10 protein-coding genes are annotated in these 12342 nt (G+C 60.9%); 7 read left to right on the plus strand and 3 right to left on the minus strand.

Annotated features, from left to right (window positions below):
• Positions 1 to 249 precede the first annotated feature (249 nt).
• Positions 250 to 1017: a DeoR/GlpR family DNA-binding transcription regulator gene (locus M1L53_RS32585; RefSeq protein ID WP_003941419.1), complete on the minus strand. Its 768-nt coding sequence runs from the start codon at positions 1015 to 1017 to the stop codon at positions 250 to 252.
• 27 nt (positions 1018 to 1044) lie between these two features.
• Entirely contained in the window at positions 1045 to 3297 is a 2253-nt protein-coding gene (gene pdxA, locus M1L53_RS32590; RefSeq protein ID WP_054186507.1) for a 4-hydroxythreonine-4-phosphate dehydrogenase PdxA, read from the minus strand.
• Positions 3298 to 3509: 212 nt separating this feature from the next.
• Here pdxA and M1L53_RS32595 point away from each other — a divergent pair, with 212 nt between their 5' ends.
• From M1L53_RS32595 to M1L53_RS32625, 7 genes are read left to right on the plus strand one after another with little or no spacing between them, the layout of a single operon-like run.
• On the plus strand, positions 3510 to 5087 hold the full coding sequence (locus M1L53_RS32595) for an ABC transporter substrate-binding protein (RefSeq protein WP_007732494.1): 1578 nt from the start codon (positions 3510 to 3512) through the stop codon (positions 5085 to 5087).
• Positions 5088 to 5091: 4 nt separating this feature from the next.
• Entirely contained in the window at positions 5092 to 6096 is a 1005-nt protein-coding gene (locus M1L53_RS32600; protein WP_007732496.1) for an ABC transporter permease, read from the plus strand.
• Positions 6096 to 7043 (plus strand): ABC transporter permease, encoded by a 948-nt coding sequence (locus tag M1L53_RS32605; RefSeq protein WP_003941426.1) that lies wholly within the window; start codon positions 6096 to 6098, stop codon positions 7041 to 7043. The genes M1L53_RS32600 and M1L53_RS32605 overlap by 1 nt, the downstream gene beginning before the upstream one ends.
• Before the next feature lie 3 nt (positions 7044 to 7046).
• Complete coding sequence (locus M1L53_RS32610) at positions 7047 to 7880, plus strand: ABC transporter ATP-binding protein (protein ID WP_007732500.1); 834 nt, start codon at positions 7047 to 7049, stop codon at positions 7878 to 7880.
• Positions 7877 to 8743: an ATP-binding cassette domain-containing protein gene (locus M1L53_RS32615; RefSeq protein ID WP_007732503.1), complete on the plus strand. Its 867-nt coding sequence runs from the start codon at positions 7877 to 7879 to the stop codon at positions 8741 to 8743. The genes M1L53_RS32610 and M1L53_RS32615 overlap by 4 nt, the downstream gene beginning before the upstream one ends.
• The gene (locus tag M1L53_RS32620) at positions 8743 to 9702 is read left to right on the plus strand and encodes an aldo/keto reductase (protein ID WP_042926594.1); all 960 of its coding nucleotides are present in this window, start codon (positions 8743 to 8745) and stop codon (positions 9700 to 9702) included. Before M1L53_RS32615 ends, M1L53_RS32620 begins: the two co-directional genes overlap by 1 nt.
• Positions 9703 to 9736: 34 nt before the next feature.
• Positions 9737 to 10498: an HpcH/HpaI aldolase/citrate lyase family protein gene (locus M1L53_RS32625; protein WP_007732505.1), complete on the plus strand. Its 762-nt coding sequence runs from the start codon at positions 9737 to 9739 to the stop codon at positions 10496 to 10498.
• Between the two features lie 63 nt (positions 10499 to 10561).
• Here M1L53_RS32625 and M1L53_RS32630 read toward each other — a convergent pair whose 3' ends face one another.
• Positions 10562 to 11986, minus strand: coding sequence for an aldehyde dehydrogenase family protein (locus tag M1L53_RS32630; protein WP_007732506.1), 1425 nt, complete (start codon positions 11984 to 11986; stop codon positions 10562 to 10564).
• Positions 11987 to 12342 lie beyond the last annotated feature (356 nt).

The raw sequence follows: 12342 nt of genomic DNA on the forward strand, positions 1-12342 counted from the left end.
GAAACTACTTCGAAATTTGGTCAGGCACTTCGTACAACCTCGTGTCACTCGCCGTGAAGCGGGAGTCGGTGTCCGTGTCGCTCTGACTTGGAATAAGTTACGCGTCCGGTGAAGTCTTTGACAAATCCACAGGTCAGAGACTCAGAGGTATCCATTTCCCCAGCAAGATTGCCCATTTCAGTCGATTTTCACGAATTCGGACATCATGTGACGCCGGACACCGTGCCCGGATCGGCACGCAGCGGGAACTCACACCACTTGGACTCGGATACCTGCATCCTCGAACAACGCGACTTGCTTTGCGTCTACTGCAGCATCGGTAACCAGCACGGCCCCCGGCGGTATCGGCGCCCACGCATGGAAAGGACGTTCACCGAGCTTGGCGGAGTGGGCGAGGATGTAGACCTCGCCGGCACGTTCGATCATCATTTCCTTGAGCCGGGTCTGATCGAGCTCAGCTTCACAAATACCCAGGTCAGCCGTAACTGCATCGGCACCGAGGAATGCCTTGTCAAACGACACCCGCTGCAGCGACGCTTCCGCCAGTGGCCCGACGAATCCTTGACTGAGCTGCCGCAGCGTCCCGCCGAGACATTCGACTCGAACGCCATCAGCGTCGGCTAACGCCTCGAGCGCCGTCAGCCCTGCAGCGATCACCGTCAAATTCGTCACGTGACGTAAGAACTCTCCCATCGCTCCGACGGTGGTACCTGCATCAAGAAGTACGGTTTCCCCGGGCCGAACCTGCTCAGCAGCCCATTCGGCGATGCCCCGTTTGGCGTCGAATCCCTCCATTGCGCGTTGACGCAAGGAGGATTCCGGATGAGGGTTGAGAGCAATCGCCCCGCCGTACGTTCGAGCAATTACTCCCTGGGCAGTCAACTGACTCAGGTCGCGACGAATCGTGGATGCAGTCACCCCGAATTGGGCAGACAGATCCTCGACACTGGCCAGACCGCTGGTGCGAGCGAGCCTCGCAATCTCCGACCGCCTCGCCTCCGACTCCCGGATGGCCATCGCTCCTCCCCCTACAAACCGTGGTTCTTACTTGGAAACGAATGTGCTGGTTGCCAATTCGGCCGCCTGCCGCAGCGCTTCGACCATACTACCGGCCTCGGCAATGCCCTTACCTGCAATGTCGAAAGCGGTTCCGTGATCGACGGAGGTACGGATGACAGGTAACCCGACGGTGATGTTGACGCCGGCCTCGATCCCGAGAACCTTGACCGGGCCGTGCCCCTGATCGTGGTACATCGCAACGATCAAGTCGTAGTCCCCACGTCCAGCGAGGAAGAATGCCGTGTCCGCCGGCAGTGGGCCGTGGACGTCGATTCCTTCTGCCTTCAAGAGTTCAACGGCGGGAATGATCTTCTGCTCTTCCTCTCCGTACCCGAAAAGCCCGTTCTCCCCCGCATGCGGGTTGATCCCGCACACGCCGATTTTCGGAGATGGATTGCCCGTGCGCACCAAAGCTTCGTGACCTCGACGAATGGTCCTCTCGACCAGGCCGGGCTCGATCCTGGCAACTGCATCGAGCAGTCCGATGTGAGTGGTCACGTGAATCACCTTGAGCTTGGGGGTCGACAACATCATCGACACCTCCTCGGTACCGGTCAGGTGCGCAAGCAATTCCGTGTGTCCGGGATAGATGTGTCCTGCCGCATGCAGCGCTTCCTTGTTCAGCGGCGCCGTGCAGATCGACTGGACTTCACCGCGTACGGCGAGTTCGCTTGCGACGCGGATATATTGATAGGCCGCATCTCCCGCGACTGCCGACAGTTCACCCCAGGCGAGATCCTCGGGTAGCAAGTCCAGGTCGATGACGTTGATCCGTCCATCGATGAATTCAGCATCCTTGATCTCCTCGATCGCGACCACGTCGACGTCGATTCGGAGCACCGTGGCAGCCAATCGCAATCGCTTCGCGTCGCCGACAACAACAGGGCGGCAACGCTTTCTCGTTTCACCGTCGAGGAGTGCGGGGACGATCACTTCCGGTCCGACGCCGGCGCCGTCGCCCATCGTGACAGCAATCAGCGGCAGTGGAGTGGATTCGATTGACATGGGATTGACCTCGTTGTCTGAAGGAGTAACTGAAGGCGGACTGTCCGGAGCGGCGACCGGGGTGGGTTGCGCGAGAAACTTCGTTATGGAGAAGAGACTGTGTGCATTCCCGAAACTGCCTGGCCGCGTGACGATGTACCGTCCGGTTCGATCGACGGAAAGTACGGCGCCGTGTTCGATTTCGTAAATCGGTGACAGCGTGTCGACCCGCAGGCGGTCGAGAACGCTGCGCGCGGTTTCGCCACCGGTAAGTACCAGGTCGATCGGGTAATCGTCGTGGGAGAATCCTGCATCGACGGCAGCGATCAGATCGGCGAGAGCCGAAACGAGGTGGACGGATTCTGCAGGCACGACAGGTCCACTTACCGAAACCACGACGTTTCCGCGATCCAGTGCGTTCAGAATCGGAAGCGGATCGACCGAATGCGCCAGCAGCTCAGCACTGTTCACTTCGATATGGTGCGCCCCTGAATCCCGAAGCAATGCCACTTGGTCCCCGGCAGACGCATCCGCCGTCCCCACGACGACCAAGGTAAATCGAGAAACACGAAGAGATGGGCACGCGACGGGTGTCTGCACGGTTCTTCGTCGTGCCACTGCCATCGCGAGCGCCGAGGTTCCTACCAATCGAGAACCCCGAACCTCCTGTGCTGCAGCCACAATCAGTTCCAGATCACTCTCGGTCTCGACGTCGCAGATCGCCACCGACCCGGCTTCTGAGATCGACGCAAGAACCTGGCTCAAACGCCCGGAGCGAATGTCATCCAGCGATACGCCAGAAGTGATTGCCGACGGGCCGAGCGCCTCTGCAATCGACCGAGGAGTCGGCTTCGACTCCGCGCGCCACAGGTCAGTGGAGTGCAACGCAACCCCATCGACCAACACCACGCCGTCTTGCACCGTGCGCCCTTGTCTGGGCAGTCCGGCGGCGACGATGACCGGAGATCCGTCGCGGGAGAGTTCTCCAACCTCCGCTGCTATGTTGCCCCTGAGCAGGGAATCGATCTTCTTGACGATCTCGGAGCCGTCAGACGATTGCAGAACTGATCTCACGTCCCGAGAGGCTCTGGCGGGGTCGGATCGCCGTGAGTGCAGATCGAAAACCGTCACTCCTGATCCGTCGGGCGCATCTGGGCCGAGCCGAAGCGATATGCCCGAACTGCGGAGCAGAAATCCTGCGGCCGACTCCGCTGCTCCGGAAAGATCATCAGCGATGATTACCAGTGGTTTCATCGAATTCCTCGACCCCCTTTCGGTCTGAATCGAGTATGCACAGCATCGCAACCGATGCGCGAAGTACGCAATCGAAGTTACGGGACTTGCGCGAAGTGCGCAACAGTGCCATTGTGAGCTGAGTTACAAGCGAGAGCCCGACGCGATTGTTCACCAACAGTCCGCTCGGAGCGTCGCCCCCACGCTGCCCCGTCAGGATCGAAAGGTCACCGATGACCAATACTCGTTTGCGAACACCACAGCTCTCCCGGCGATCCTTTCTGCAGTTCACCGGGCTGATCGGTGGCGCAACGCTTCTGGGCACGACTGCCGCGTGCGCCGGCCCTACCGGGAAACCGACACAGGACACCCTGGTGCTCGGGCTCAACCGCTCGCTCGTCAGCCTCGACAACAAACTCAATCAATTCGACGCAGCAGTCACGGCTCAACGTGGCGTCAGACAAGGTCTCACCCGGATCGGCGACAATCTGACACCGCAACTCGTTCTCGCTGACAGGTTCGAATCGACCGGCCCGACCGAGTGGACGGTTCGACTCCGCGAGGGCATCCGTTACTCCGACGGCACACCTGTGCTGATCGACGACGTCACGACGGCAATGCAGATGTACCAGCAGGTCAGCGGATCGTTTGTCGCACCGCAGTTCCCCGAGTGGCCGACGGTCGTCCCCATCGACGATCGCACCTTCATCCTTCGGACGAATTCCCCGGTGCCGGTTCTGGACTCGCTCATGTCCAACATCTTGATCACCCCGGCCGCTGCCAACGAACCCAACGAACTGCAGAGCGGAATCGGGTCGGGACCGTTCGTCGTCAGCGAATCGAACCGGGGCACCGGCGATTACACACTTGTCGCCAATGACAACTACTGGGGCCCGGCCCCCGGCGTTCGTCGTGTTCAGGTCCGCTTCATTCCCGAAGAGGCCGGCCGCGTCGTCGCGCTTCGGAGCGGCGAGGTCGACGTCATCGACTCGATCAGTCCCGATTCCGCCGAACAACTCGCCGATCTGCCTGGTGTCCAGGTGGACACAGTACCGAGCACACGCATCAACCAACTGTTCTTCAACTTCCGCAAGCCCGCCGATCACCCACTGTCCAATCCGCGTGTCCGAGAAGCTCTCACGTATGCCATCGACGGTGAGTCACTCGCTCGGGACGTGCTGATCGGTTCCGCAGTCCCGGCCACCGGCCCCGCACCGTCGACCTTGGACGGAGCCGTGAAAACCGGCACTTACCAATATGATCCACGGAAAGCGCGGCAAATGCTCGAGGCCGAAGGCGCCGACGACCTCGAACTCACCTTCATCTGGGAAACCGGAGAGTTCACCAACGACGTCTCGGTGATGGAATCGGTACTCGAAATGATGAAGGCCGTGGGAGTACGCGTCAAACTCCAGCAGTTCGAACCGGGCGGTGACATCTCGTCCTGGCGCCAGGGCAAGACCGGCGACTGGGATGTGCTGGGCAACGGCTACGGCAACCAGACCGGACTTGCACTGACCACGTTGCAGGGGATGTACGCCGGCACAGCGGAGAAGGAAGCAACTCGCGACACCTATCACGGGTACGTCTTCCCCGAAATCACCGCGAAGATCCAAGCCGCGTCCAGTGAACCAGACCCGACCAAGCGCGCCGCTCTACTCGACGCCGCACAACAAGACATCTGGAACACCTGGCCTTGCCTGTGGAGCTTCGTACCCAACGCACTCCTTGCGAAACGCACTCGTGTACAAAATGTTTCACTGACCCCAATCAACTCCTACGACCTCGGCGCCGTCCGATTGGAGGCCTGAGGCGATGACTCTCACCGCTCCGAAACCGCAAACCGCTCTCGGAATCTCTCCGCGTCGACGCACACGGATCAACCCGACCGTCAAATACGTGCTCAAACGTCTGGCACAGAGCGCCTTGACGATCTTCCTCACGCTCACAACAGTGTTCGTCCTGATCCGAATGGCACCCGGCGATCCTGCCTACGCCTTGGCCGGACCGCTGGCCAGCACCGAGGATCTCGCACAGATCCGTGCTGACATGGGCTTGGACAAGTCGGTGTTCTCCCAATACCTGATCTACCTGTGGGACCTCGTCCACCTGAATCTCGGCACGTCGTACTCGTTCCAGGCGCCGGCCATGGACGTTGTCCTCGGCCGTCTCCCGTACACCATCACCCTTGCCGTCAGCTCCATTCTGTTGACCGCCGTGCTCTCGATTCCGCTGGGCGTGTGGATGGCCCGTCACGCGGACACCAGACGTGAACTCGGTGCGAACGTCGTAGCCGTCGGCGGGCAGTCCATGCCGGAGTTCTGGAGCGGCCTGATGCTGGTGACGATCTTCGCGGTCTTGATCCCAGTACTCCCGGCAGCCGGTTTCACCACATGGCCGTCGTTGATCCTGCCTACCGTCACCATCGCCATCCTTCAGATCGCGTTGATCTCCCGGATGGTTCGACGCGAAATGGTCTCGGCCTTCGCTTCTCCGTACATCACGGTCGCACGTTCTCGCGGAGTATCGGAACGCGAACTCACCTGGCGATATGCGATGCGCAATTCGGCGATTCCGATCGTCACCGCGCTGGGCACCAGATTTGCCGGAATGCTGAACGGCGTCGTGGTGGTCGAGGTCGTGTTCGCCTGGCCTGGTGTCGGCTCGCTGGTGGTCCGCGCACTCGAGACTCGCGACTACCCGCTCATCCAGGCCACCGTACTTGTCACCGCGGTTCTCGCAGTGCTCGTGCAACTGGCAGTGGACCTCCTCTACCCCCTCCTGGATCCACGCGTGCGACTCGGAAAGGGCGCCAACTGATGACTACCGTCTTGGAACCTCCAACAACTCCACGCGCCAGCGCGGTCACCGAGGCAGACTTCGCACGCGCCGGAGCCACGCGCCGTAAGCGAGACAGCCGAGTCAAGATCTGGGCCGGCTCGATCTGCGCGCTCCTGGTGATTCTTCCTGTTGCATTGGCCGGGCTGCTCCCCCTTGCAGATCCGAACCAGACCAACCTGAGCAGTCGACGGCTACCGCCCCTCACCGACGGCCATCTGTTCGGCACCGATCAGTTGGGACGAGATCTGCTCTCACGGATCCTGCACGGCGGCCAGGTGTCTCTGACGATCGGTATTCTCGCCGTGATCGTCTCCGGCGTCATCGGCATCGTCGCCGGATCCGCCGCGGGGTACTTCGGTGGTTGGGTCGACACCGTGATCTCCCGCCTACTCGAAGCACAGCTTTCTCTGCCTCTGCTGATGATGCTGCTTCTCGTTGTTGCGCTGTTCGGCCCGTCCATTCCCGTCATCACGTTTGTCATCGCGATCGCACAGTGGCCCGAAGTCGCACGGTTGACTCGCTCATTGGTACTCGTCGAACGCGAAAAGCCTTACGTAGCTGCAGCTCGAGTCCTCGGACTTACCCGCATGGCCATCCTGCTTCGTCACGTCATTCCCAACATCGTCAAGCAGGCATCGCTCGTCGTCCTGCTGCTGCTCGCGCAGGCCGTACTGCTGGAAAGTTCGTTGAGCTACCTCGGCGCCGGACCGCAACGTCCATTCGCTACCTGGGGACGAATCATCGCCGACGGCCAGGACTACATCACCACGTCATGGTGGATCGTCACGTTGACCGGTCTGATGATCGTGCTGCTGGTCGTCGGAGTGAACCTACTCGGCGATGGTCTGCGCGATCGTCCTGCAGGTTCGAAACGACTGGGCGCAAGCCTGTTCGGGCGTGGCAGCGCCCAGAAAGCGAAGGCGTGAGACATGGGAAATCTACTACGGGTCGACGATCTCCAGATCGAACTTGTCACGGCGAACGGCGTCATCCGAGCCGTCGACGGCGTGTCCTTCTGCATCGACGCCGGTGAAACCGTCACCATCATCGGTGAATCCGGCTCCGGAAAGTCGACGACAGCCATGGGGATTCTCGGACTGCTTCCGGACGATCTTGCGGTTCTTTCCGGGAAAGCCGTGTTCAAGGGTCAGGACATTCTCGGAAACACGAAGATCCTGAACGATATTCGCGGAAAACACATCGCGCTCATCCCCCAGGACCCGATGACGGCTCTGAGTCCCGTCCACACCATCGGCAGCCAACTTCGAGAAGCAGTGCGCCACAGCGGTGTGACCGCGAAGAAGCAACAAATCGAGCGGGCAGTGCAACTGCTCGAGCAGGTACGCATTCCGTATCCGGATCAGCAACTCGACAAGTACCCGCATCAACTGTCGGGTGGAATGTTGCAGCGCGTCCTGATCGCCGGCGCTCTTGCTGCCGGCCCCGAACTGATCGTGGCCGACGAACCCACCAGCGCACTGGACGTAACCGTTCAGGCCGGGATTCTGGATCTATTGCTCGAGTTGCAGGAGCGCACCGGGATCGGAATGCTGGTCATCACTCACGATCTCGGAGTTGCGCGGTTGGTCTCCGATCGCATCTACGTGATGAAGGACGGACGTTTTGTGGAGACCGGTAGTGCCGACGTTCTCGTCGACTCACCGCAAAGCGCCTACACACAAAAGCTTCTCGACGCCATACCTCAACTGGGGCCTTGGGACGGCGACCCCGCCCGTTCAACACAGATCGGAGCCTCGGCATGACCCGCCACGAAACGCCACTTCTCGCCGTCGAAGATCTCGTGGTCGAGTATCCGGTTCCCGACGGAGTTTTCCGAGCCGTGGATGCTGTGAGCTTCTCGGTGGAAAAGGGCAAGACCTTGGCCATCGTCGGCGAATCCGGATGTGGCAAGTCGACCATCGCTCGATCGATCGTCCGACTCCTCACACCGACCAGTGGACGCATTCTCGTCGACGGCAATGACATCGCGCAGATGTCGGAGAAGTCGCTGCGCCCCTACCGCTCTCGCGTTCAAATGGTGTTCCAAGATCCGTACGGATCGCTCGACCCTCATCTGACTGCCGAGGACATCATCGGAGAACCACTGCGCCTCAAAGGTGTTCGGAGCAAGTCTGAACGCGCAAAGGCAGCAGCAGAACTCGTCGATCGCGTTGGCTTGCCCAGCTCGGCACTACACCGGCGTCCGGCGGAGTTCTCAGGAGGCCAACGTCAGCGCATCGGAATTGCTCGTGCACTTGCCAGCGGACCCGAGATCCTGGTCTGCGACGAAGCGACCAGCGCTCTCGACGTGTCGGTGCAAGCGCAGGTACTCGAGCTCCTACGTGAAATTCAGGCCGATACCGGTCTGACGTACGTTTTCATCTCACACAACTTGGGCGTCGTCCGAGAAATCAGCGAGACCGTAGTCGTGATGTCGAAAGGAACCATCGTCGAATCCGGTTCCACAGACACAGTTCTCGCCAGTCCGCGCGAGCCGTACACCCGCGCACTACGAGGCGCTGCTCTAGATCCCACCACCATGGTCGGCATCAAACCACGCCACGTGGTGGCAGCCCTGTCCAAGAACTTGCTAGCCAAGCAGACCGAATCACGAGGAGTTGCCTGATGACCGCCCCACTCGAGCTTCCGAAACTGGTGCTCGGCACCATGACATTCGGAGACACGGTCGACATATCGGGCGCCGGATCGATGCTCGACGCAGCACTAGGCGCCGGTATCTCTCACATCGACACGGCCAACGGCTATGCGGGCGGCGAGTCCGAGCGCATGCTGGCAAAGCTGCTCCACGGCCGACGCGATTCCGTCACTCTCGCCACCAAAGCGGGAATGCCGCATCCCGATGCCGGCGACAACAGCCCACTCTCGACAGAGGGGCTCCGAGCAAGCGTCGAAGGAAGCCTGCGCAGACTCGACACGGACTACGTCGACCTGTTCTATCTCCATCAGCCGGACCGAACCGTCACGCTGACCGAAACTCTCACCACCGTCGCGGAACTGGTTGCCGAGGGCAAGATCCGCACACTCGGCGTATCCAACTTCGCAGCGTGGCAAATCAGTGAAATCAACTACACCGCAGACACAGTCGGAGCTCCCCGACCGATCGTCGCACAGCAGCTCTACAACTTGCTCGCGCGTCGCATCGAAGAAGAATACGCAGAATTCGCGGACGTGACCGGACTGACCACCATGGTCTACAACCCACTCGGTGGGGGCCTGCTCACGGGGCGCCACACCTTCGACGAAAGTCCCGCCGACGGCCGATTCGGCGACTCACGTCTTGCGTCGATGTACAAGGAGCGATACTGGAACACACAGATATTCGACGCGATCGCTCAACTGACGGCAATCGCAGAGCAGTCGGGCATCTCCCTGACCGAGCTTGCGTTGCGCTGGCTGGTCAGCAAGCCCGTCGCCGGATCGCTGCTCCTCGGAGGATCCAAAGTAACGCACCTCGAATCCAATATCGCGGCCATCGGGCGAGGTCCACTCGACGCCTCGACCGTCGAAGAGTGTGATCTCGTCGGTGCCGCCCTACGAGGCCCCATGCCCAACTACAACCGCTGAAACACCCGACCTTCATCAGGAAGAGTTCTTCACTATGTCAGCACAGGAATTCGCCGCACGCATCCGAGGACGCGAACGCATACTCGGATATTGGTCCGTCATCGACAGCCCGATCTCGACCGAATGGATCGCGCACGTCGGCTGGGACTACATTGCCCTCGACATGCAGCACGGCCTGATCGGCTATTCGGGGATGGTCGCCGGGCTCACCGCCATCGACTCGTCACCGTCCACCGTCGGGATGGTGCGCGTCGAGGCAAACAATCCGACGCCCATCGGCCGTGCACTCGACGCGGGCGCTGTGGGCGTCATCGTTCCGCTGATCAACAACGCCGAAGAGGCAGCGGCCGCCGTGGCAGCCGCCAAGTATCCGCCTTTCGGCATCCGCTCCTACGGACCCATGCGCTCGCAACTCCGTATCGGCCCCGTTCCCGCCGACGCGAACCGCGACACCGTTGTATTTGCGATGATCGAGACCCCACAGGGTCTGGCGAACGTCGAAGAGATCTGCGCAGTGCCCGGATTGGACGGCGTGTACGTCGGGCCGTCCGACCTACGAATCGCCGTCGGAGGTAAGCACTCCAACGATCCGGACGTCGCCGAGGAATTCGAATCAGCGCTCACCAGGGTGCGCGAAGCTGCCGCCGTCAGCGGAGTCGCTGCGGGAATCCACACACCTTCCGGTCAGGTTGCGGCACAACGGCTCGGGGAGGGCTACACGTTCGCGACCGTGGCCTCGGACCTGACACATCTGGCGAACATCTCGGCTCAGCATTTGGATGCCGCCAAGTCCTGATCCGGGTACAAAAATGGCGATGCTCCCGCACTTGGTACGGGAGCATCGCCATTCTCGAACAAACTATCTCTGAATCGCCTTGATCTCGAGGAACTCTTCGAGCCCGAACGTGCCGGCCTCGCGCCCGACGCCCGACTGCTTGTACCCACCGAACGGAGCATTCGTGTTGAAGGCGCCGCCGTTCACCTCGACCTGCCCGGCACGCAGTTGCCGCGCGACGCGATCCGCGCGATCGGGGTCACCTGACCAAACGCCACCGGCCAGTCCGTACTCGGTGCCGTTGGCGATCCGCACTGCGTCGGCCTCGTCTTTGTAGCCCATGATCGAGAGGACCGGTCCGAAGATCTCCTCGCGCGCAATGGTCATGTCTTCGGTCACGTTCGCGAACACCGTCGGACCGACGAAATATCCACTGGCCAGACCGGTTTCGCGACCGTCGACAACTGCGGTGGCACCTTCCGACACACCCTTCTCGATGTATCCGCGAACGCGTCCCAGCTGATTCGCGTTCACCAGAGGACCAAGCACCGAAGTCGGCTGAGTCGGATCACCTACCGGGAAATGAGCGGCGACCGCAGCAGCAATTGCCGCTGCCTCATCCACCTTCTCCGCGGGAACCAACATACGCGTCAGCGCCGAACAGGTCTGGCCCGAGTTGATGAAGCACTTTGCGACGCCGTCCGTGACAGCCTTTTCGAGATCGGCGTCGTCGAGAATGACGTTCGCCGACTTGCCACCCAGCTCGAGCGAGACCTTCTTGATGGTGTCCGCGGCGACGATGGCCACTCGCTTGCCTGCCCGAGTCGACCCGGTGAAGGAGACCATGTCGACTTCCGGGTGGCCGGCGATGGCTTCACCCACTACCGGGCCGTAGCCACTTACCAGGTTGAATACACCTGCAGGCAAACCAATTTCGTCGAAGATGTCAGCGAGAGCGTACGTGATGAGTGGCGCAACCTCGGTGGGCTTGAGAACCACGGTGCAGCCCGCCGCGAGCGCACCGCCAACCTTCAAGACAACTTGGTGGAGCGGGAAGTTCCAGGGAGTGATCGCGCCGACAACACCCGCAGGTTCGCGAACAATCAGCGAATTCCCGACCTCGTGAGCGTCGAAATCATAAGTGCGAGCCAATTCGGCAAATGCATTCAAATTCGCGAGCGGCATTCCGATTTGCACGGGCTTCGCGAATCCGATCGGCATGCCCATATCCTGCGAAACCAGCGCCGCAAGATCATCGGTACGTTCGGCAATAATCGCCGCGGCTTTGGAAAGATATTCGGCTCGCTCGCCGCCGGATAGTGCAGACCAAGCGGGGAAAGCCTTTCGTGCTGCCTTCGCGGCCGCATCGACATCTTCGACAGTGCCTTCGGCGACAGTTCCTATCAGCTCTTCGGTAGCCGGATTGAGAACGTCGATCCGACCGCTGCCAGTGGATTCGATCCAGGCGCCATCAACATAGATTTTGGTGCGGTCGAGAATATCGGTCATCGAAGCCTCCGTAGTCATCACGCGTGCACAGGTGAGGTGGGCCCGATCACACGGGGCACCTCTTCCGAGCCTAGCCACGCTCGACGGGTTCCGTGGCAGGTTGGTGTCGAGATTGACCTTCGACTGACGAGACCTGTGGTGCGCGCACACTTTTCAGTGATGGTGTGAACGTACCGTTCCCCTCGTCCAAGAGGGTGAGAGTGCCGTTCACTCGATCCCGGACGCGGTGGTGAGTCGGCGGCGTGCCCGCCCCTGATGGTGTGAACGGTGCGTTGGGTCGATCTGGGGCGACGAAAGTGCTGTTCGCTCGAAGTCGGGGCCGGCGAAGGTACTTTCAGGTGATGGTGGGGTGTTTT

Origin of the sequence: Rhodococcus sp. T9N (genome assembly GCF_024436645.1) — a bacterium.
GTDB classification, from domain to species: domain Bacteria; phylum Actinomycetota; class Actinomycetes; order Mycobacteriales; family Mycobacteriaceae; genus Rhodococcus_F; species Rhodococcus_F qingshengii.

What these genes read in the sequence shown, in the direction of transcription:
- M1L53_RS32585 (WP_003941419.1), bottom strand. Translation starts at nt 1,017, where the DNA reads ATGGCCATCCGGGAGTCGGAGGCGAGGCGGTCGGAGATTGCGAGGCTC.
- M1L53_RS32610 (WP_007732500.1), top strand. Translation starts at nt 7,047, where the DNA reads ATGGGAAATCTACTACGGGTCGACGATCTCCAGATCGAACTTGTCACG.
- M1L53_RS32615 (WP_007732503.1), top strand. Translation starts at nt 7,877, where the DNA reads ATGACCCGCCACGAAACGCCACTTCTCGCCGTCGAAGATCTCGTGGTC.
- M1L53_RS32600 (WP_007732496.1), top strand. Translation starts at nt 5,092, where the DNA reads ATGACTCTCACCGCTCCGAAACCGCAAACCGCTCTCGGAATCTCTCCG.
- pdxA (WP_054186507.1), bottom strand. Translation starts at nt 3,297, where the DNA reads ATGAAACCACTGGTAATCATCGCTGATGATCTTTCCGGAGCAGCGGAG.
- M1L53_RS32630 (WP_007732506.1), bottom strand. Translation starts at nt 11,986, where the DNA reads ATGACCGATATTCTCGACCGCACCAAAATCTATGTTGATGGCGCCTGG.
- M1L53_RS32605 (WP_003941426.1), top strand. Translation starts at nt 6,096, where the DNA reads ATGACTACCGTCTTGGAACCTCCAACAACTCCACGCGCCAGCGCGGTC.
- M1L53_RS32620 (WP_042926594.1), top strand. Translation starts at nt 8,743, where the DNA reads ATGACCGCCCCACTCGAGCTTCCGAAACTGGTGCTCGGCACCATGACA.
- M1L53_RS32595 (WP_007732494.1), top strand. Translation starts at nt 3,510, where the DNA reads ATGACCAATACTCGTTTGCGAACACCACAGCTCTCCCGGCGATCCTTT.
- M1L53_RS32625 (WP_007732505.1), top strand. Translation starts at nt 9,737, where the DNA reads ATGTCAGCACAGGAATTCGCCGCACGCATCCGAGGACGCGAACGCATA.